We start from the raw sequence: 19,637 nt of genomic DNA on the forward strand, positions 1-19,637 counted from the left end.
TCCGACTACAAAAGAAGAAAATCTTCCCGCATGATACATTGCTATCCATTTCCGTTGCCAAACATCTGCATAACAACAGACATTAGACTTCCACTTTCGACTCCAAGCAGCCTTTCTACGTTGAAAACAAACGCCTGCATGCGAGAAGCTTGCTCCTCGTTCGTCATTTCAACCATATCATCATCAAAAACAGTATTCATATATACCACTACCATTTCCATGCATTCATATGGGAACGGTGTACTGAACAGTCCTTGCTCAATGCCTTCGTGGATTATTCCCGTCAGTATGGGGGGAACGCCGTTGATTATGACCTTTTGTATTTTCTGATGCATAAGTGCGTTCTGTGGCTTGTGAATGTGCTCCATAATTTCTTTGCTGCTTCTACCATTTAAATTTAGAGCCATTACAACACCAATAATGCGCTCATTAATGGCGATAGTTTTATCTGCGGCAATTTCCTGTGCTGTTTCTAAAAGATTGATACTATACCGCTCAATTAGTGCGTCCATAATATCCTCCTTCGACTTAAAATGATAATACAGCGTGCCACGCGCAATTCCGACCTTTTCGAGAATTTCTTTTGTACTTGTGCCGTCAAAGCCTCTCTGACCAAAAAGCTCATCCGCCGCGTCAAGTATTTCGTTCCTGCGTTCCTCCGCTTCTTTTCTCATGTTTACTCCTCCTTACCGACCGACTGTCTGTCAATAAAATTATAGCATTTTACTTTTACTTGTCAATAATTGTATTTTTAATTAATCCAATTTTAGTGACCGACTCCACATACCCTTTTCTAATATGGAAAATCACATAAAGTAATTAACAATAAATCATCCATAATTTCCTGAGCTTAAAAAAGTGAAAAGACACGTATTAATGCTCAATTCGCGGGCTTTAGCTTTGCTGTACATCAATAAAAAGAACAAGAATCTGTATCGTTATTTAGTAAAAGTTTGGCACAGCTTAGAAATAGTGAGGATAAGCTCACTATTTCCTCCCTAGTCACATTAATAGCTAAATATTTTTCACATAAATTGACAAACCATGTTATACGTCATATACTATCTACATACTATACAACATATAATATAGAACCTTGTATAGGTAAGTGAATGGGAGGTGGAAAGATGACATTTCAGCTTGGCTCAGCTTTACTTGATGCCTGTGTCTTAGCAATTGTAGACAAAGAGGATGCTTATGGTTACTCATTAACACAGCAAGTACAATCTGTGATGGATATATCAGAATCAACACTGTATCCCGTATTACGTCGTTTGCAAAAAGTGGACTATTTAAAAACATACGACCAGCCCTATCAAGGCAGAAATAGACGCTATTATCAAATTACCGAGGAAGGGCGTATACGATTAATGGAGCTTTTACAGGAATGGCAAATGTATAAACAAAAGGTAGACTGTGTACTTTTAGGAGGGGAATTAAATGGATAGAGCAAGCTATTTGAGAAAGCTACGAGGTAAATTACGTCGCCTTCCAACGCAAGAGCTAGATGCTGCGCTTACCTATTATGAGGAATATTTTGATGAAGCCGGAGAGCACAACGAACAGCAAGTCATTCAACAACTTGGCTCCCCTTCTCACGTTGCTTCTCAAATAATGGCTGATTTTGCATTAAAGGATTTTGATGCAACACCAGCTTCTACTAAAAAGAATATGACAACGATTTGGCTCATTATTCTCGCAATATTATCAGCGCCACTTTCATTACCCATTCTTGCTACTGCTTTAGCACTTATTATTTCATTAGGCGCCGTTGTTTTCAGTTTTGTGATAGCTATCGTAGCAACGGTAGTAGGCATCTTTTTTGGTGGCCTCATGGCGCTTATCTCCGGTTTCTTCGTTTTAACCGATCATTGGCCCACTGCGTTACTCTTTATCGGTATGGGATTAATCGTTACAGGATCGGGTGTTCTGCTCTTCCCTATCATAACTCGCTTCATCAAAAAAATTGGACTTGTCTGCGTTGAGGTATTGGCAGGCTTATTCCATAAAATCGCAAAAAAGCGCAAGGGGGGCTTGTAAATGATTTCTCGTCATAAACTCATCGCTGTATCCATGATTACTTTAGGACTTTTACTAGCCGTTGTGGGTTATGTCTCAGGCGGTAAATGGTCTATTATTAAAGATGACACCGGCTTACATGTGCCAACTAAACAGTCTCTTGTCAATAATTCTTATACACTTGAAGCATTCACCAGCATCGATGTTTTCAATGACTATGGAGATGTCGAAATCCTTGCTGGCGATAGTTATACGTTAGAGGTCAATGCGGTTGAGGATGCAGATGTTAGCTATAGCGTAAAAAACGGTACGCTGACTGTTGAAACGGAAAGTAAGAAAAAAAATCGACTATCCTTTGGGTTTAGTGTTAATAAAACACCATCCATTAAAATTTATGTACCCAAGGATGTAGAGTTGAATGAAATAGTTCTTGACAGTAATTTCGGAGATACCACGCTTCGTGACTTGCACTATCAGCAGCTAAACCTAATAGGGAATTACGGAGATATTCAATTCAAAAATTTGGATGGCATGAACACAGAAATTACCCAGTCTTTTGGTGATATGACGCTAGAGCAATTTACAAGTAACGGCTTCGTTGCTGAAAGCGAGCATGGTGATATTGACATTGACGGTACCTTAAACGGCCAAACAACGATAATATCTAGCTTTGGTGATACAACACTAAACTTACAAAACAAAAAAAGTGACCTAGGCTATGAATTAAACACAGGCTTTGGAGATATTACGGTCAATCATCAGTCAAAAAGCAGTAAGGTTTCACAGCTATATGAAGGTGATCACCAGCTAAGTATCTCTCTATCACATGGGGACTTAGAATTATCACTACAATAAAAAATCGCCGCTTGAATGGGATTAATCGCCGGTTGTAACTGCTTTATCGCCGGTTAAACCTATTTTATCGCCGCTTGTAACTGCAGTTTCACCGATACCCCCCGACTTTACCGGGGATAAAGATAAAAGCTGCGAGGAGTAAATTGTCCCCGCAGCTTTTTCTGTTACAAAATTTTAATATCCCCAGAATAAATTGTTCGAACGGATCCATCGTCCTGTGTGAGTTGTAACACACCCTCATCTGTAATGCCACTTGCCATACCCTCGAAGCACTCACGGATAGTCGTCACTTCGATGCGTTGTCCAATGGTGCATGACATTTCTTCCCATAGCTTTTTAATGCTAGCAAAGCCTTCGTTCACAAATAGTTCTGTGAATTGCTCTAAGTATTGTAAAATCGTCGCAACAAGTGCAGCGCGGTTAATTTCTTCGCCCGCTTCCAAACGTAAGGATGTTGCTATATCTGAAATGTCTGGTGAGAAATCCGTTTCTACTTGGTTGGCATTGATACCGATTCCCACAAGTAATGCTTGCACAAGATCTGCTTCTGCTTGCATCTCCGTTAAAATACCGGTACATTTTTTACCATTAATGAGTAAATCATTTGGCCATTTAATAGCTGGCTCCACATTTTTATACAATTTTTTAATCGCCATTGTGACTGCAACGGCTACCACTAGCGTAAAGGAGGATGCCTGCTGTGGTGATACATCAGGACGTACAATGATGGTCATCCAAATGCCCGTACCATTTGCAGATTCCCATTGTCTTGCCATACGACCACGCCCTGCTGTTTGCTCTTCACCGATAATAATGGTGCCATCTGGCGCGCCTTCCTGTGCAAGCTTATGGGCAATCGTCTGCGTAGAATCGACCACATCAAAATGGTGAATCTCCCGTCCAAAGCGCTTTGTATTTAGAAAGAGTTCGATTTGTGTAGGACTAAGGCTATTTGGCACACCCGTTAACACATAGCCCTTTTTCTTCACCGTTTCAAAAAGGTAACCTTCCTCCTGTAATGTCTGCATATGCTTCCAAATAGCTGTACGCGATACACCTAGTGAATCCGCTAACTCTTGCCCCGAAACTGCCTCACCATTCGCGGCTAATAATCTTTTTAAAATTTCATCTTTCATAGACACACCCATGCTCAAATCAATCCTTTAATATAATGTACTATTCGTTATTTTTAATGCTTTAAATATCTTGATTTAATAGTATTTATCATACTGTAAATTGCGACAATTGACCACCTAACGTCTTCGATAATCATTTTCGGGCACAAAAACTACCCATAGATGTTTTGCTCTGCAAATTAAACTTTATAGCTTTACTGGTCATTGCTCAGCGCTATAAAAAAGCAAGTGACCCATTCAATGCCTTTACTAAAGCATCTTTTTGGGTCACCTGCTATCAATAGTTTTAGGGTCTTTCACCCTTTATGCATATATTTATGCTCAATCCAATCTTTTATCTGCTGTCGCTCATTTTGAAGCTCCCCGCTGACGACTGCTTCCAGCATTGCCTGCAATGCCTCTCTTACCCATGGCCCGCGCATTTGTCCAGACCATTTTAATAAATCCATGCCATTTACCACAATCTCTTGTCGCTGTCGAATAGGCAGCTTTGCCTGCGCCTCCTGAATACTGTATTGTGGCCAAGGAACGTCAAGCTGCGTAAAATTTGCAAAGTAAAGAGCTGCTTCAAGCTCTTCTTCCATGTACGTATAATAGTCCATATTGGTCCAACCGCTTCTTAATGCTTTAAAGGCCGCTAAAACAGACTTTACAAATGCCATTTCCTTATTCGATAAACGATAGCAACGCAACACATCTTGCCAATTTTGACCTTGCATGAAGGCAAAATACGCCCAACCATATAATTTATTTTGCACACAAAAGCCACGCCAATTTTCTGCATGGAATTCTCCAGTTAAATACACATCCAAATCACTTTCCTGTAGCTTCTTTATGCCATTATAAACATCTTTTCCAACCCAAAGTTTATCTAGTTCTGCCTTTAGTCGCTCTTTGGCTATCCAAGCAATATCAGCCGCTTTATGCTGCATTGCCCGTAATGTGGTTTCTTCAATTGAAAAACCAAGCTGTGCAGAAAAACGCACAGCCCGTAACATTCGTAAAGCATCCTCCGCAAAGCGTACCTGCGCTTCACCTACTGCCCGGATGATACCAGTCTCAATATCAGGTTGCCCCCCATAATAATCGACCAAAGAACCATCACGACGCATAGCAATCGCATTCATCGTAAAGTCACGGCGCTGTAAATCCTCTTTCAGAGAACGTACGAAGTGCACTGCTTCAGGTCTACGATGATCGGTGTATTCTCCATCTGTTCGATAGGTCGTTACTTCAACGGGGGCAGCTGGCATGATTACAAGCACCGTGCCATGTTGAATACCAATATCAACTGTTCGTTTAAAAACAGTCTTCACTTCTTCTGGCAAGGCATTTGTCGCTACATCAACATCATGAACAGGACGACCAAGTAATGCATCTCGCACTGCTCCCCCAACGACAACTGCTTCAAAACCAGCCTCCTCTAATTGCGCAATGACTGAGAAGGCTGCTTGCCATTCTTTATTGTTTTGCATGATTTTTTTCCGCAACCTTCTCGTACAATTTCTCATATTGCTCTACGATTTTGGATGAGTGGAACTTTTCATTAACAGCACGCATAGCAGCTTCACGGAAACTTTGCAATTTATCTTCATCATTCAATAAATTCACAGCGTATTCTGCGACTGCATCCGTATCGCCTAATTCCACTAAATAACCATCCACACCATGATCAATGACTTCTGGAATTCCACCTACGGCTGAACCGATACATGGCACACCACAAGCCATTGCTTCTAGTAGCACAAGTCCAAACGACTCTTGCTGAGAGAGTAATAGTTTAAGATCACTAATGGAATACAATTCAGCTAAGTTTTCTTGCTTTCCTAAAAACAAGACGTCCTTGACATATGGACTTTCCTTCACTTGATCCATAATGCGATGCTTCTCTGGCCCATCCCCTACTAATAATAGCTTTGCCTTCATGTTCGCGCGAATTTTCATAAAAGCATCCATAATATGCGGGAGATTTTTAATTTTACGGAAGTTAGACACATGAATGATAACTTTTTCATCAGCTTGAATACCAAATTGTTCTTTTAAGTTTCCTGAATCTAGTGGACGATATTCACGCTCATCAACGAAGTTATAAATCGTTTCAATTGGCTTCACTGTATCAATGAGATTGTATGTCTGCTCTTTTAGTGCCTCTGATACCGCTGTTACTACATCTGACTTATCAATACCATATTTGATGGCCTGAGAAAGCGTAGAATCCTGCCCAAGCACCGAGATATCTGTACCGTGCAAAGTTGTCACGATGCCAATATTTTGCCCACTCATTTCACGCGCTAGCACCGCACAAACTGCATGTGGTATTGCATAATGCACATGTAGCACATCTAGCCCTTCATCTTTAATCACGTCCGCCATTTTACTCGCTAATGCAATATCATATGGCGAATACTGAAAAACTGAATAATTATTGACTTCTACTTCATGGAAAAAGACGGTTGGATAAATTTTATTCAATCGAAATGGTACGCTCGAGGTGATGAAATGAATTTCGTGTCCTCTTTCTGCTAGCATTTTTCCTAATTCTGTTGCGATAACACCAGAGCCTCCAACTGTTGGATAACAGGTAATGCCGATTTTAAGCTTTCTCATTCGATTATCATCCTTTCTGAATCACGTCTTTTAGTCTCGTCTTTCTTGAATCAGTCTCCAATCCACAAAACCTTCTTGTAGGCCTTTTAGCAATATTTCCCCAGTTCCCATATTTGTTGCCAGTGGCACTTGGTAAACATCACAAAGACGAATAAGTGCAGAAACATCTGGCTCATGTGGTTGTGCTGTTAATGGATCACGGAAGAAAATAACCATGTCCATATCATTATTGGCAATCATTGCGCCAATTTGTTGGTCCCCACCAAGGGGGCCTGAGCGAAAACGTGTGACCTCTAAACCTGTGGCGTCAATAACACGTTGCCCTGTTGTACCTGTAGCGTATAACGTGTGCTCCAGTAAAATATCTTTGTAAGCAATAGCAAACTGTACTAAATTATCTTTTTTACGATCGTGTGCGATTAGTGCGATTTTCATAAATTTTCCATCCGTTCTTTAGATGATGTTTTCCAAACCATAAACAAGCTGATCCATTTTCATGACCTCTTCTACACAAAATGCGACGCCTGACATGAAGGAATTACGATTTAATGAGTCATGACGAATTGTTAGTAGCTGCCCGTCACCACCAAATAATACTTGTTGATGTGCTACTAAGCCAGGTAAACGAACCGAGTGAATGCGCATGCCATCAAAACCAGCGCCTCTAGCGCCATCAATCGTTTCCTTTTCCTCTGGATGACCTTGCGCTTTTTGTGTTCGCACCTCTTGAATCATTTGTGCTGTTTTCACACCAGTACCAGACGGGGCATCTAGTTTCTGATCGTGGTGCATTTCAATAATTTCTACATCAGGTAAGTATTTTGCCGCTTCCTTGGCAAATTTCATCATCAGGATGGCACCAATCGCAAAGTTAGGTGCAATAATACAGCCTAACTCCTTTTCCTTGGCAAGTGCTGATAATTCCTCTAGTTGCGCATCTGTAAAGCCTGTTGTACCGATAACAGGACGTACACTTAAATTCAATGCCTCTTTTGTATGCTTATATACCGCATGTGGGTTCGTTAAGTCCACTAATACGTCTGGTGCAGTTACTTCTACAAGTTCATGCATATCTGTAAATATTGGTGCTGTATAACTTGCTGGGAACATAGGTAAATCTGCTAGTGTTGCGCCTACTTCTTTATAATCTAGTACAGCTACTAATTCCATTTTGTCATGTTTCATGACTGTATGTACAGCTTCAGCTCCCATTTTTCCTCTCGGTCCTGCAATTGCTACACGAATCGACATTATTCTTCATCCTTTCTTGTCCAGCGACCCTGATCTCTCGTTTCAAATTTATGTATGACATGTAGTAGAGCTTCATCTAATTTAATGCCCTGTGCATTGGCAAAGCATACTAAAACAAAGAAAAAGTCGCCTAATTCCTCTTCAATGCTATTCACTTCTTCTGTGCTCTTTTTCTTCTTTTGTCCATAAACATCCTGTACTTCACGTGACAATTCACCAAGCTCCTCGGTTAAACGTGCGAGTAATTCAAATGGCGGGAAGTAGCCTTCTTTAAATTGTCCAATATAATCATCCACACGTTTTTGCAAAGCTTGCATTGTAACTTGCTCTGTCATCGATCATCACACTCCTACCTCCATCGTATAAAATTTACACCATTGTTGTCAAAAACAATAAAATGTCAGATAATAGAATCCACTACTTCATTTGTTTTGAACTCCAGGAGGTTTTATGCTTAAACAGATTAAAATACGCAATATCTTCGCAATAATGCTCGGAGCTGCAATTTTTAGCTTTGGCTTTGTACACTTTAATATGCAAAATCAGCTTGGTGAAGGTGGTTTTAGTGGGATTACCCTTGTGCTTTATTTTACATTAGGTTGGGACCCCGCAGTACTTAATTTACTGTTGAATATTCCTATGTTTGTTCTTGGCTGGCGTCTGCTCGGGAAAAAATCATTTATTTATACCATCATCGGTACAATTTCTGTATCTGTTTTCCTGAAAATTTTTCAAAAATACCAGTACACAATTCACTTAGAGGATGATTTATTCCTTGTTGCCCTTTTTGCTGGGGTCTTTGTTGGTCTTGGTCTCGGTATCGTATTCCGCTTCGGCGGTACAACTGGCGGTGTAGATATTTTAGCACGACTCGCTCATAAATATTTTGGTTGGAGTATGGGCAAAACTATGTTTATGTTCGATGCGATCGTGATTTTACTATCATGGCTCACATTTTTAGATGCACGGTCTATGATGTATACACTGGTGGCAGTATTTGTTGGTGCACGCGTCATCGATTTTGTTCAAGACGGGGCATATACAGCACGCGGCGCATTAATTATTTCTGAAAAATCTAGTGCTATAGCAGATTTAATTGCACTTCGTATGGAACGTGGCGTCACTATTTTAGAAGGTCACGGTCACTTTACAAAGCAGCCAAAAGAAGTGTTATATTGTGTTGTTGGGCGCAATGAAGTAGTACGCTTGAAATCGATTATTCACGACATTGATCCTCACGCTTTTGTCTCTATTTCGGAAGTGCGAGATGTTGCTGGCGAAGGCTTCACACTCGATGACCAAAAACAACCCATCCAATAATAACAATCACCACTACCCGCTTTGACAGTCTGCGGGTATTTTTTGTTTGATTGGCGTTAGAATTTGATCATGGTGGCTTTACTAGATTCACATATTTGTGAAAGAAAAAAACTCGCTATAGTGGCATGAACCACTATAACAAGTTTTTTTTATTAGTCGTCGCTTCGCATACCTGTAAAGATTAAAATTAAACGTAATAATTCTAATACAGCTACTGCTGCTGCGGCAACATATGTTAATGCTGCGGCACTTAACACTTTACGTGCTGGACGTTCTTCTTCATTTGTAATGATTCCTAGTGAATTCATTTGCACAAGCGCCCGCTTGGATGCATCAAACTCTACTGGCAACGTCACTAATTGGAATATTACACCAGCTACTAATAAGACAATACCTAGAAGTAACCAACCTGAGCTACTTGCAAAAATACCAATCATCACGAAAATCCAAGAAGCATTTGAGGAAATATTCGCCACTGGAACAAGCTTACTACGTAATGTCAGCATTGAATATGCTTCTTTATGTTGGATAGCATGCCCTACCTCATGGGCAGCTACCGCAGCACCAGCAATACTTGCTTCATTGAAGTTACTTTCTGATAATGCAACTGTTTTAGTTGCCGGATTATAGTGATCCGATAACACACCTTGCGTTGGAACAACTCGCACATCATATAAGCCGTTCGCATCTAAAATCGCACGCGCTACCTCAGCACCCGTTTGTCCCTTCATTGTACGTTCCTTTGCGAATTTTTTATACGTGCCCTTTACTTTCATTTGTGCGTAAAGTGGCAGTATCATGATAATCGCAAAATAAACAATATACATACCTATTGACAATTTTCTTACCCCTTTCTAACTCGATACTATAATTCTATAGACATTTACCTAATTCGGCAAATATTTGCGCCACCTAATTGAAAAAATGGCAAGAAAAATACAGGCTATCGATAACCAAAATGTAAAATATCCAATATAGTTTGTATATTTTGCTAAATCTCGATACATCGGCATTTGCCCAAAGACATAATCAATCACATCATTATGCAAAGTCCACACTGCTGCTACAGCAATATGCCAATATGCAAATACATACTTGCCCATGTACAGTACGGCTTGCACAGCCATCGCAAAATGCGAACCGACAAGCATCCAGCCCTGCCATTCGATAGAACCTGTTTCAACCAACGTCCAAATGTTCATGACATCTGCCCATAAGCCGTATTTCACCAATGTTACGAGCGCTAATACTTCCATGAGCGGCCAACTTTTACCTATAATCCATGCCGCTAGTACAAAGCAAAAAAACAAGCTGGCAGTCGGACTATCCGGTACAAAAATATAAAAAATAGGCTCTGTTACAGCAAGTTGCCAACCATACCAATAATAGCCATAAATCGTACCTAATAGATTAATGATGAGTAATAATAGTAAAAATGATTTATGCGTAAGGAGATACCAAATGTTTGCACGTGTAATTTGCATAAATAAAACTCCTTTACTGTCGTCTTTAACTAAGATGTCTTTTTTCCTTATTATTATGTATGGATGAAAGAGTTGCTTGTATTATGTCTCTTTGTATCATTAAAAATAATTATTTGTCGCTGTAAGTAAATACTTTCTTTGACAATTTCCCCTGAAAATCTTCGGTTTTCGAAAAATATTTTCACTTAAAGTCACTTTTACAGTTAAAAACAGCTAAAAAGCTAGAAAAAAAGAGCCAGTTTCCTGACTCTTTCAAACTAATGTTATTCTACAGGTTTTAAGCTTGCGATAAATTCAGCTAATTGTTTAGCTTCTTCATCAGTACCTGCAAATTGGCCACCTGGCATTGCGCCACGACCATTATGCATGATATCTTCTACTTCTTCAGCAGTTAATTGGTTACCAGCTAACGCTGGGGCAGCTGGACCACCTTTTAAGTCAGCAGCATGACAAGCAATACAAGATTTAGCCTGTTCACCAGTATCACCATTCCAGATTGCAAAACCTGGCAGTGATTCATCAATTACAACTTCAACTTCTTCTTTAATTTCACCTTGTTTTTTAGAAGCTTCCCAGTCATGGTTCACAACTGATTCCCAAGTTAAATAGAACATTGAAGCTAGTGTTAATAACATGAACGCTGTTGGTAATGGACGTTTAGATGGACGACGTTCTGGAGTCGTATCTAAAAACGGCATTAATAAAAGCGCCATGAACGCAATACCCGGCATTACAATTGCTCCGATTACATTGTACGGACCAGAAGCATAAGTGTATTTTAATAATTGGTACACGAATAAGAAGTACCAGTCCGGTAATGGAATATAAGCTGTATTTGTCGGGTCAGCCTGTCCCTCAAGTGGAGACGGGTGAGCGACAGTTAACAATAAATAACCAATTAAGAAAACAGCACCAACCATCCATTCTTTTAGCAAGAAGTTTGGCCAGAAAGCTTCTGTTTTACCTGGGTATTCGGAATAATCTTTTGGAACGTTCGGCATTCTGTGATTCGCTTTAATACGAGAATCGCCGACAAATTTCATTCCTTTTCCGCGATGCATAGTGTCCCCTCCTTTAAAAAGTCATCGAACCGTCAAGTGTAAATCACAACGGTCCTGAAATTCCTTGACGACGAATCATGATAAAGTGTGCTGCAAGTAACCCAAACAATACTGCAGGTAAGAAGAATACATGAATCGCAAAGAATCGTGTTAACGTTTGTGCGCCGATAATCGTTGCGTCACCCGCTAACAATACTTTAATCATTTGACCGATAAACGGTACAGATGCAGCAATTTCGATACCAACTTTAGTAGCGAATAATGCTTTCATATCCCATGGTAATAGATAGCCTGTGAAACCAAGACCAATCATTACACCAAAAATACCTACACCAACCATCCAGTTTAACTCACGAGGTTTCTTATATGAACCTGTGAAGAACACACGAAGTGTATGTAAGAACATCATTACGATAACTAATGAAGCTCCCCAATGGTGCATACCGCGTACGATTTCACCGAATGCTACTTCGTTTTGTAGATAGTAAACTGATTTCCAAGCATTTTCGATATCTGGTACATAATACATTGTTAAGAACATACCAGAAAGAATTTGAATTACTGTGATGAAGAATGTTAATCCACCAAAGCAGTAAACGAATGCTGAGAAATGGTGTGCAGGGTTAACGTGCTCTGGCACTTCGTGGTCGGCAATATCACGCCAAATCGGTGTGATATCTAATCGTTCATCGACCCAATCATAAATTTTGTTTAGCACTGAATTCGTACCCCCTTACAAATTAAACTAGAGTATTTGCTCTTGATGGACCAATCATTAAATAACCATCTTTTTCTTGTACTTCAAATTCATCCAACGGACCTAGAGGTGGTGTACCTGCAATGTTATCTCCGTTTTTCTCGTAACGCCCTGCGTGACAAGGACAGAAGAATTGATCTGGGTGTGCTGTATCGCCCGCCCAGTTTACTGTACAACCTAAATGCTTACAAACTGGTGATAAAGCAATTATTTCGTCACCGCTTTTATAAACCCACGCAGCGTTTGTAACATCAGATTTGTACCATGCGTCAACTTGTTCAAATGTGAAGTCAACTTTAATAGGCTCTTCAGTGATGTCAGCGATTTTTTGTTCTGTTAATACGAAATCCCCAGTAGCGTGTTTTTGTAACACAGGGTCTAACGCAAAACGAACCATCGGCATCAGCATACCTGCCGCCATAAATCCGCCTACACCAGTAAGTGTATAGCTTAAAAATTGACGACGTGAAACTCGATTGTTACTCATCCTTTTCCCCCCTCTAACTTTAAAGGTCAGTCCAACGGACATACTTTTACAAATAGTAATACTAGGACATATCTATGATATATCAAGTCCATAGCTTGGTCAATATAGCATTCTGTGGAAAGCCGGAGAATGTGAACATTTATTGAAACAAATTGTTAAATCTGTGCCCATTTAGTCGAAAATACTGGAATTACTTGTCGTAATTGATCTTCGAGAATGGAGTTTTTCACGCCTTTATCCATCGATTCTAGCGGAATGGCTGGTAGCCAAATGATATTTACTACATCTCCAATATTTGTCCAAAAATGGTCACAAGTAATGAAGAACACATGCTTAAAACCAGCATTATGTAATTGTGCCTCTAAATGCACGGGCATTTCTTCGTTTTTCAACGTAGTACTATAAGAAAATGGTGGCATGACAAGCAAGCGGCCTTTAAATTGCTGCTCGATAAAAGCAGTGAGTGATAACAAAAAATCTACTTCTGCACCACTCTGTTTCATTTTTTCAGTCGTTAAATCGATGGCTACGAGTGGAATAATCGCGGTGTCGATAAATTCCTTCTGTGCCATAAACGATGTCACATCGTTTGCATTAAAATACATCCAAATACCCCTCCTCATATTGCTAAATCACTTACGCCTCGACATAATTGCGTCCGAATTTTGAATTACGCTTAGGCTTGCATGAGGGCCGACATGGTCGGTCATTTCATTAAAGCCACAGAACGTGGCATTTGGAGTTCAATGAGCCGTAATCGCACGGATGCGACGCTAAAGGTTAGCTCCGTTTTGACTCCTATAAAATCCGTGAAATTCGCCGGAGGCTTTATCACGTATGAACGGTCAGTGAGAGATAAAGAAAACCCACACTGATTGAAGTGTCACATTATCTTCATTCAGTTAACGTTTACACGCTCCCTGTGAAAAAGCTACTACCGCTCTCAGGTCACCATTCTATTGAGATCAATGCCTTCTGCTACATCAAAAATAAAAATGCCCTTCTCCACTCCATAAATAGGATAACCAATAACAAGTGAAAACAATCATTCACTAGTCATGTTACCATATAGAAGTGGATAAAGGACATTCAATTTTTACCTATGAAGCAAATGATTAGCGCAGATTATCTGTTTCTTTTAAAACCTGTAACAAATTTGACAATTCATAAAAGCGTTCTTCATCTCCTTGATCCAGGGCTTCATCAATCTGTGCGAGTAATTTTTCTTCTTGGAATACGAGTAAGCTGTTCGAAAGCAGCTCTTCCGCCAGTAAACGATCTTTTTCACTGACAATCAGTGTTTCTGGCATATAAGGGTTTTCTTCAAGAACTGCTAAGTATTGTGCACTCGGTGGTATATTTGGGAAATTCAATTGTATATACATATCTTCATGTTCATGTAAGCGTAAATCATGGAAAGATTTCTCAGCATCCGCTGTCATCACATTGCCTTTGTAAAATCGAAATGGCACACCAGTTGAGTCAACTGTAGACATCACCATTGCTCTAGGACAATAGTGCGCTTCTTCGACAAATCGTATTCGCTTTAACAACTCATCATTACTCAATAAGTAGTTTAAAATCCATACACACTCACGACGTTTCAATTGATAATTTTTTAAAAACCATCGAACAAATGCTTTTTTATCGACAACTGATACAGAAGCAGTCATACCCACTCCCTCCTTTACTCTAATTCTAAGCTTTCTAACTTTTCTTGCCACTCTGGTTCACCAGGTTGAACGCTTATTAATTGACCAAGTACCTCTTTCGCTTCTACACGCTTGCCTTCTTCTAATAAGAAATAAACATATTTTTCTAAAAATGTTGCGTCTTCCTTAAAATCAGTATATGCCAAACGATAAAATTCGTATGCACGGTCGTACAATTCTAAATTCGCATATGCATCTGCTGCAAATGGGTATAATGTTGACCATTCAAAATCATTTTGTTGCAACGTTTCAAATAATTCAATAACATACTCATACCGTTCTTGCTGTGTCAAAACAGAGATCAGCGCTAGCACCGCCTCCATGTATTCAGGATCTAATGCAATCGCCTCGCGCAAATAATTTTCTGCTTCATCTGGAAGACCATTTTTCAATGCCATTTTACCAGCAAATAAGAATAGTGATTTATCGTACTCATCACGCTTTAAACCTTCTTTAATGGCTGCATACGCTTTTTTATTGTCCTCTGACATGGCATAGCTTTCCGCAAGCAATAAATAGGCTGAGAAATAATCTGGATCTAATTCTTTTAACTCCTCTAATTGCGTAATGGCCATTTCATATTTTTGCGATTGGAACGCTGAATAGGCAGCGCCAAATAAAATATCTGGCTTCACTTCATCCTCAAGAGCAGCTAAATAATAGTCTAAAGCTGTTTCATAGGCAGCCCCTGCCCGATATACCTCAGCAAGTCGTTCAACCAGACTTACACCCGCAAATTCCTCTTGTAGCTCATGTAATTCCTTGTAAAGTCGTGCAGCCTCTAGAAAACGTCCTGTTTCAAACAATAGCTCTGCTTTAGCAAATTGTAAAAGTGGCTCATCAGGTAAAATGGCTAGCGCTTCATTAATGCGCTTTTCAGCCACTTCAAACAACCCCTGCATTTGATAGTAATCCGCTAATACTAATAATGCCTGTGGGTATTCTGGGGACGTATCTTCTACTTCTAAGAGTAAATCTAATGCTGCGTCCTCATCACCAAGCTCCATTAAGACATTGGCACGGTCAATTTTTAACTGTGCTTCTTCTGGGAATAAAAATTGTAAATGCTCCAGTACTCGGTCTGCTTCTTTCATGTAGCCATATTGCATAAATACTTCCGCAAGTGCGTAAGTTTCTTCTGGTAGCTCCTTTGTTAAAAACGATTCAAGCAGCTGATCGATTAAAGCTAAATCCCCTTGCTCAAGTGCTTGCATTATTTCAGTCATCGCATTGTTCACAGTCATTCACCTATTCTTTCCTTAATACCTTTATGCTACAAAACATTCTCTTCCGAAACAAGAAAAAACTCCCCAAAAGTATTGGAGAGCTTTGTATTGATTATAGCTTCAGCTTCACAGCCTCAACATGCTCGAAAAACGCCGGGTAAGAAACCGCTATACATTGTGCATCATCTAAAGTCACGACTCCATCGGTCATTAACGCTGCGACAGCCCCCATCATGCCGATGCGGTGGTCGCCGTAGGTTTTTAGGCTTGCACCGTGTAATGGTGTTGGCCCCTCGATAATCATGCCGTCCTCTGTCGCTTCAATAGTAGCCCCTAATTTTTTCAGTTCATCTACGACAGCTGTAATACGATCTGTTTCTTTTACTTTTAGTTCCTCGGCATCCTTTATAATCGTTTTTCCATGTGCCTGTGTCGCTAATAACGCCAGTACAGGTATTTCATCGATCAATCGTGGAATAATGTCGCCCTCAATCGTAGTCCCCTTCAACGTAGACGTTTCAATCGTAATCGTTGCTGTTGGCTCTGCTTGACCGTCTTCATTTTGCACTACCGTCATGGAAGCTCCCATATTTTGTAGAACCTCAACGATACCGTCACGTGTTGGATTGACGCCAACATTCTCTAAGACAATTCTACTATCTCTACAAATAGCACCGGCCACTAAGAAAAAGGCCGCTGAAGATATATCACCTGGCACAGAAACATGAGTACCCGTAAGTGTTTGCCCTCCCTTAAACGACACGACACCATCTGCAACATCAACCTGTGCGCCAAATTGACGTAACATACGCTCGGTATGATCTCGCGATACTTCCGTTTCACGAACTACAGTTGTCCCTTCTGCTCGTAAACCTGCTAATAAAATAGCTGATTTCACTTGCGCACTTGCAACAGGCATTTTATAGTCAATTGCTTGTAACTTCGTACCTTGAATCGCTAGTGGCGTAAATTGTCCATCTGCACGACCAGTAATGTGCGCACCCATTTGACGTAGGGGGTCAATCACACGACGCATAGGCCGCTTACCAATCGATGCGTCTCCTGTCATCACTGTATGTACATTAGAGCCAGCTAGAATTCCAAGCATTAAGCGAGTCGTTGTCCCAGAGTTTCCTGTATATAATACTTCAGTAGGCTCCTGCCATGCATCCATACCAGCACTGTCAATCGTCACATTCGTTCCTTCTACATCGATTTTCACGCCAAGCTTGCGGAAACAATCAATTGTACTTAAACAATCCTCACCCAGTAAAAAGCCCTTGACGGTCGTTGTGCCAGTCGCAATCGAGCCAAACATCACTGAGCGGTGTGACACTGACTTATCACCAGGTATTGTTAATGTCCCTTTTAAGGATGGTTTATGATACTGTAATACTTTTTCACTCATAGTTATTTCTCCCTCCATATGAAGATAGAAAGCGCCGATACTTCGACGCTTTCCCTTTTGTCTAGGCACGCGGCGCAATTTCACGAGTGAGCATGCACTTTACCTATGAAATATATGTTTCAAAGTTTGCACGTTTTTGAATACAAGACGCAGCACGTTCACGGTCACTTTCACTTTGCAAGCTAATGACAAGTATCCCGAAGACATCCTCACGAGATTCCACGATACGCAGATTCGTAATACTGATTGCTTCATCTGCTAGTAAGCCTGTCACCTCAGAAATAACCCCTGGATAGTCAGGAACGTCGACATACAAATCAAAGGATGTGAACATGGCACCCGCACTAATTGGAAGTTCATCTCGTAAGTCTTTGGCAACAGCAAAATAGTTTTGTATATCATCTGAATTGCCGTTCAATAGCAGCTCCTTAACTCGATCCATCTCTGATTGCCAACCTGCTAGCTGTGCGATTAACTCATCACGATTTTGAAGTGTAATATCACGCCACAATATCGGATTAGACGATGCAATACGCGTCACATCACGGAACCCCCCTGCAGCGAGCGAACGTGTCATTGGGTACTCTCCGTTTTCCTCTCCTAGCTGATGCACAAGAGATGCTGCGATAACATGTGGAAAATGACTCACAACAGCTGTCATATGATCATGCTCTCGTGCCGATACACTCACGACTTTCGCATGTGTAAATTTTAATAGGCTTTCAAGCTGAGCCATGTTAATAATTTCTTCACCTGCAAGTGGCGTCAGCATATAATAGGCATTTTCGAAAAGATGCGCCTTCGCAGCTAATATACCACTTTTGTGAGAACCTGCCATTGGGTGTCCACCGATAAATGTAATACCTTGGGCACGTAATTCTCCCGCTTTTTGCATAATCATTTTTTTTGTACTACCTGTGTCTGTTACGATTACTTTATTTTTTAACGGCCATGATTTTAGTTGTTCCATCCAATCCAGCGTGGCATTGACGGGTGTCCCAAAAATGATGACATCTACGTCGGCTGCAACATCTTTAGGATCTGTTACAATCTCATGGACGATGTTTAATGTCTTTGCATGCTCACGTGTTTTGGCATCCATATCATAGCCTAGAATTTTGGTTTCTGGTGCTTTTTGTAGAGCAAGGGCAATCGAGCCTCCGATTAAGCCTAGACCAATAACGAGCACTTTGCGTGTCATGCAAAAACTCCTTGCTCTTTTAACACCGTTTCAAGATGTCCTAGTAATGCTTCGTTCTGAGCCTCTGTACCAATTGTTACTCGGATAAACCCTGGTGTACCAAGTGCATTACCACTACGGACAATAAAGCCACGTTTCATAAGCTCTTGGAAAACAACATCGCTATCAGCCTTCGTATTAAAGAAAATAAAGTTCGTATCAGATGGGTAGTAGGTTAAATTATGCTTTTCACAAAATTCAACGTATTGTTTTTTGCCTTTTTCATTTGCTTCACAGCAAGCTTCAATAAAGTCTTGATCACTTAGCGCAATGGCCGCTACCGCTTGGCTTAAAATTGTATTGTTAAAAGGCGCACGCACTGGGTCAATCTTGGCAATTATTTCAGGTTGCCCAATGGCGTAGCCAACTCGGAAGGAAGCAAGACCGTATGCCTTTGAAAAAGTACGCATTAATAGCACATTTGGATACTCTTCGATTAATGGTAGTGTATCCAAGTGATCTGGATGCGTCACATATTCGATATACGCTTCATCTAAAACAACTAGTACGTCACTTGGTACTTTCGCTAAAAAGGCACGTAAATCAGTGTCTGCAATAACCACACCTGTAGGGTTATTTGGACTACAAACCCAAACGATTGATGTTTTATCATCGATTGCTGCTGCCATAGCATCTAAATCATGTGCACCCTCTATACAAGGTATTTTTCGTACTTCTGCACCTTCAATGTCAGCATTATGCCAGTATTGCGAGAAGGATGGATCAGCCATGATTGTGTTCACACCTGGATACAACAGAGCACGAGTAAGAATCGTAATAATATCATCAGAGCCGTTTCCAAAAAGAAGCTGTGTTTCTTTGACACCTAGATAATTTGCTACAGCTGTACGCAAGTTCTGTGCATAGCCATCTGGATAGATTGCATGATTTACTGCATTATCCTGTAAATAAGCTGTTACCTTTGGTGAGCAACCAAATGGATTTTCATTTGATGCTAATTTCACGACTTCTTGTAAGCCGAATTCACGCTGTACTTCTTCAATTGGTTTACCTGGTTTATACGCTTGCATACCGTCCAATTGCTGTTTCCATTTCATCTCTAACATCTCCTCT

General features: G+C 40.4%; 22 protein-coding genes. 4 read left to right on the forward strand and 18 right to left on the reverse strand.

Annotated elements, in window-relative coordinates:
* Positions 1-41: 41 nt before the first annotated feature.
* Positions 42-674, reverse strand: a complete 633-nt coding sequence (locus ACQKII_RS10465; protein ID WP_427458954.1) for a TetR/AcrR family transcriptional regulator — start codon at positions 672-674, stop codon at positions 42-44.
* A gap of 453 nt (positions 675-1,127) precedes the next feature.
* Here ACQKII_RS10465 and ACQKII_RS10470 point away from each other — a divergent pair, with 453 nt between their 5' ends.
* Genes ACQKII_RS10470 through ACQKII_RS10480 form a run of 3 tightly spaced genes read left to right on the forward strand, consistent with a single transcriptional unit; the run spans position 1,128 to position 2,874 of the window.
* The gene (locus ACQKII_RS10470) at positions 1,128-1,448 is read left to right on the forward strand and encodes a PadR family transcriptional regulator (RefSeq protein ID WP_143998032.1); all 321 of its coding nucleotides are present in this window, start codon (positions 1,128-1,130) and stop codon (positions 1,446-1,448) included.
* A complete protein-coding gene (locus ACQKII_RS10475; RefSeq protein WP_427458956.1) occupies positions 1,441-2,040 on the forward strand; it encodes a DUF1700 domain-containing protein in 600 nt (199 codons plus the stop codon). The genes ACQKII_RS10470 and ACQKII_RS10475 overlap by 8 nt, the downstream gene beginning before the upstream one ends.
* Entirely contained in the window at positions 2,041-2,874 is an 834-nt protein-coding gene (locus ACQKII_RS10480) for a DUF4097 family beta strand repeat-containing protein (protein WP_427458958.1), read from the forward strand.
* 164 nt (positions 2,875-3,038) lie between these two features.
* Here the strand turns inward: ACQKII_RS10480 and ACQKII_RS10485 are convergent, their stop codons facing one another.
* The 6 genes from ACQKII_RS10485 to ACQKII_RS10510 all read right to left on the reverse strand — a co-directional run bounded on the left by ACQKII_RS10485 (position 3,039) and on the right by ACQKII_RS10510 (position 8,203).
* Entirely contained in the window at positions 3,039-4,022 is a 984-nt protein-coding gene (locus ACQKII_RS10485; RefSeq protein ID WP_427458960.1) for a biotin--[acetyl-CoA-carboxylase] ligase, read from the reverse strand.
* A 284-nt stretch (positions 4,023-4,306) separates the two neighbouring features.
* On the reverse strand, positions 4,307-5,485 hold the full coding sequence (locus ACQKII_RS10490; RefSeq protein ID WP_427458962.1) for a CCA tRNA nucleotidyltransferase: 1,179 nt from the start codon (positions 5,483-5,485) through the stop codon (positions 4,307-4,309).
* Positions 5,472-6,617, reverse strand: coding sequence for an N-acetyl-alpha-D-glucosaminyl L-malate synthase BshA (gene bshA / locus ACQKII_RS10495; protein ID WP_427458964.1), 1,146 nt, complete (start codon positions 6,615-6,617; stop codon positions 5,472-5,474). Before bshA ends, ACQKII_RS10490 begins: the two co-directional genes overlap by 14 nt.
* 30 nt (positions 6,618-6,647) lie before the next feature.
* A complete protein-coding gene (gene mgsA / locus ACQKII_RS10500; protein WP_010858830.1) occupies positions 6,648-7,052 on the reverse strand; it encodes a methylglyoxal synthase in 405 nt (134 codons plus the stop codon).
* A gap of 18 nt (positions 7,053-7,070) precedes the next feature.
* The gene (gene dapB, locus ACQKII_RS10505; RefSeq protein ID WP_427458966.1) at positions 7,071-7,868 is read right to left on the reverse strand and encodes a 4-hydroxy-tetrahydrodipicolinate reductase; all 798 of its coding nucleotides are present in this window, start codon (positions 7,866-7,868) and stop codon (positions 7,071-7,073) included.
* The gene (locus tag ACQKII_RS10510; protein WP_427458968.1) at positions 7,868-8,203 is read right to left on the reverse strand and encodes a nucleotide pyrophosphohydrolase; all 336 of its coding nucleotides are present in this window, start codon (positions 8,201-8,203) and stop codon (positions 7,868-7,870) included. Before ACQKII_RS10510 ends, dapB begins: the two co-directional genes overlap by 1 nt.
* A 115-nt stretch (positions 8,204-8,318) precedes the next feature.
* On the opposite strand from ACQKII_RS10510, the gene ACQKII_RS10515 reads away from it, so the two are divergent.
* A complete protein-coding gene (locus tag ACQKII_RS10515) occupies positions 8,319-9,188 on the forward strand; it encodes a YitT family protein (RefSeq protein ID WP_427458970.1) in 870 nt (289 codons plus the stop codon).
* 152 nt (positions 9,189-9,340) lie between these two features.
* Here ACQKII_RS10515 and ACQKII_RS10520 read toward each other — a convergent pair whose 3' ends face one another.
* The 11 genes from ACQKII_RS10520 to hisC form a co-directional block, all read right to left on the reverse strand.
* A complete protein-coding gene (locus ACQKII_RS10520) occupies positions 9,341-10,015 on the reverse strand; it encodes a zinc metallopeptidase (RefSeq protein ID WP_427459064.1) in 675 nt (224 codons plus the stop codon).
* A 60-nt stretch (positions 10,016-10,075) separates the two neighbouring features.
* Positions 10,076-10,672, reverse strand: coding sequence for a DUF1405 domain-containing protein (locus ACQKII_RS10525; RefSeq protein WP_427458972.1), 597 nt, complete (start codon positions 10,670-10,672; stop codon positions 10,076-10,078).
* Positions 10,673-10,935: 263 nt separating this feature from the next.
* Complete coding sequence (locus ACQKII_RS10530; protein ID WP_427458974.1) at positions 10,936-11,733, reverse strand: c-type cytochrome; 798 nt, start codon at positions 11,731-11,733, stop codon at positions 10,936-10,938.
* 43 nt (positions 11,734-11,776) lie between these two features.
* On the reverse strand, positions 11,777-12,451 hold the full coding sequence (gene qcrB, locus ACQKII_RS10535; protein WP_010858822.1) for a menaquinol-cytochrome c reductase cytochrome b subunit: 675 nt from the start codon (positions 12,449-12,451) through the stop codon (positions 11,777-11,779).
* A 22-nt stretch (positions 12,452-12,473) separates the two neighbouring features.
* Positions 12,474-12,977: a ubiquinol-cytochrome c reductase iron-sulfur subunit gene (locus tag ACQKII_RS10540; protein ID WP_427458976.1), complete on the reverse strand. Its 504-nt coding sequence runs from the start codon at positions 12,975-12,977 to the stop codon at positions 12,474-12,476.
* A 155-nt stretch (positions 12,978-13,132) separates the two neighbouring features.
* The gene (locus ACQKII_RS10545; RefSeq protein WP_143998014.1) at positions 13,133-13,582 is read right to left on the reverse strand and encodes a DUF2487 family protein; all 450 of its coding nucleotides are present in this window, start codon (positions 13,580-13,582) and stop codon (positions 13,133-13,135) included.
* Between the two features lie 510 nt (positions 13,583-14,092).
* Positions 14,093-14,650, reverse strand: a complete 558-nt coding sequence (locus tag ACQKII_RS10550; protein WP_427458978.1) for a ReoY family proteolytic degradation factor — start codon at positions 14,648-14,650, stop codon at positions 14,093-14,095.
* A 14-nt stretch (positions 14,651-14,664) separates the two neighbouring features.
* A complete protein-coding gene (locus tag ACQKII_RS10555) occupies positions 14,665-15,933 on the reverse strand; it encodes a tetratricopeptide repeat protein (RefSeq protein ID WP_427458980.1) in 1,269 nt (422 codons plus the stop codon).
* 94 nt (positions 15,934-16,027) lie between these two features.
* On the reverse strand, positions 16,028-17,323 hold the full coding sequence (aroA, locus tag ACQKII_RS10560) for a 3-phosphoshikimate 1-carboxyvinyltransferase (protein ID WP_427458982.1): 1,296 nt from the start codon (positions 17,321-17,323) through the stop codon (positions 16,028-16,030).
* Between the two features lie 103 nt (positions 17,324-17,426).
* Positions 17,427-18,524 (reverse strand): prephenate dehydrogenase, encoded by a 1,098-nt coding sequence (locus ACQKII_RS10565; RefSeq protein ID WP_427458985.1) that lies wholly within the window; start codon positions 18,522-18,524, stop codon positions 17,427-17,429.
* Positions 18,521-19,621, reverse strand: a complete 1,101-nt coding sequence (gene hisC, locus ACQKII_RS10570) for a histidinol-phosphate transaminase (protein ID WP_427458987.1) — start codon at positions 19,619-19,621, stop codon at positions 18,521-18,523. Before hisC ends, ACQKII_RS10565 begins: the two co-directional genes overlap by 4 nt.
* Positions 19,622-19,637: the final 16 nt, after the last annotated feature.

The sequence above is a fragment of the Lysinibacillus sp. NPDC048646 genome, assembly GCF_050272295.1.
Lineage (GTDB): Bacteria > Bacillota > Bacilli > Bacillales_A > Planococcaceae > Lysinibacillus.

Bases quoted from the DNA above. Each gene is read 5' to 3' on its own strand.
- ACQKII_RS10485 (WP_427458960.1), bottom strand. From the start codon at position 4,022: ATGGGTGTGTCTATGAAAGATGAAATTTTAAAAAGATTATTAGCCGCG.
- ACQKII_RS10555 (WP_427458980.1), bottom strand. From the start codon at position 15,933: ATGACTGTGAACAATGCGATGACTGAAATAATGCAAGCACTTGAGCAA.
- ACQKII_RS10545 (WP_143998014.1), bottom strand. From the start codon at position 13,582: ATGTATTTTAATGCAAACGATGTGACATCGTTTATGGCACAGAAGGAA.
- ACQKII_RS10520 (WP_427459064.1), bottom strand. From the start codon at position 10,015: ATGTATATTGTTTATTTTGCGATTATCATGATACTGCCACTTTACGCA.
- ACQKII_RS10515 (WP_427458970.1), top strand. From the start codon at position 8,319: ATGCTTAAACAGATTAAAATACGCAATATCTTCGCAATAATGCTCGGA.
- ACQKII_RS10480 (WP_427458958.1), top strand. From the start codon at position 2,041: ATGATTTCTCGTCATAAACTCATCGCTGTATCCATGATTACTTTAGGA.
- ACQKII_RS10465 (WP_427458954.1), bottom strand. From the start codon at position 674: ATGAGAAAAGAAGCGGAGGAACGCAGGAACGAAATACTTGACGCGGCG.
- mgsA (WP_010858830.1), bottom strand. From the start codon at position 7,052: ATGAAAATCGCACTAATCGCACACGATCGTAAAAAAGATAATTTAGTA.
- ACQKII_RS10525 (WP_427458972.1), bottom strand. From the start codon at position 10,672: ATGCAAATTACACGTGCAAACATTTGGTATCTCCTTACGCATAAATCA.
- aroA (WP_427458982.1), bottom strand. From the start codon at position 17,323: ATGAGTGAAAAAGTATTACAGTATCATAAACCATCCTTAAAAGGGACA.
- ACQKII_RS10490 (WP_427458962.1), bottom strand. From the start codon at position 5,485: ATGCAAAACAATAAAGAATGGCAAGCAGCCTTCTCAGTCATTGCGCAA.
- ACQKII_RS10530 (WP_427458974.1), bottom strand. From the start codon at position 11,733: ATGCATCGCGGAAAAGGAATGAAATTTGTCGGCGATTCTCGTATTAAA.
- ACQKII_RS10475 (WP_427458956.1), top strand. From the start codon at position 1,441: ATGGATAGAGCAAGCTATTTGAGAAAGCTACGAGGTAAATTACGTCGC.
- bshA (WP_427458964.1), bottom strand. From the start codon at position 6,617: ATGAGAAAGCTTAAAATCGGCATTACCTGTTATCCAACAGTTGGAGGC.
- ACQKII_RS10550 (WP_427458978.1), bottom strand. From the start codon at position 14,650: ATGACTGCTTCTGTATCAGTTGTCGATAAAAAAGCATTTGTTCGATGG.
- ACQKII_RS10510 (WP_427458968.1), bottom strand. From the start codon at position 8,203: ATGACAGAGCAAGTTACAATGCAAGCTTTGCAAAAACGTGTGGATGAT.
- ACQKII_RS10540 (WP_427458976.1), bottom strand. From the start codon at position 12,977: ATGAGTAACAATCGAGTTTCACGTCGTCAATTTTTAAGCTATACACTT.
- hisC (WP_427458987.1), bottom strand. From the start codon at position 19,621: ATGAAATGGAAACAGCAATTGGACGGTATGCAAGCGTATAAACCAGGT.
- dapB (WP_427458966.1), bottom strand. From the start codon at position 7,868: ATGTCGATTCGTGTAGCAATTGCAGGACCGAGAGGAAAAATGGGAGCT.
- ACQKII_RS10565 (WP_427458985.1), bottom strand. From the start codon at position 18,524: ATGACACGCAAAGTGCTCGTTATTGGTCTAGGCTTAATCGGAGGCTCG.
- ACQKII_RS10470 (WP_143998032.1), top strand. From the start codon at position 1,128: ATGACATTTCAGCTTGGCTCAGCTTTACTTGATGCCTGTGTCTTAGCA.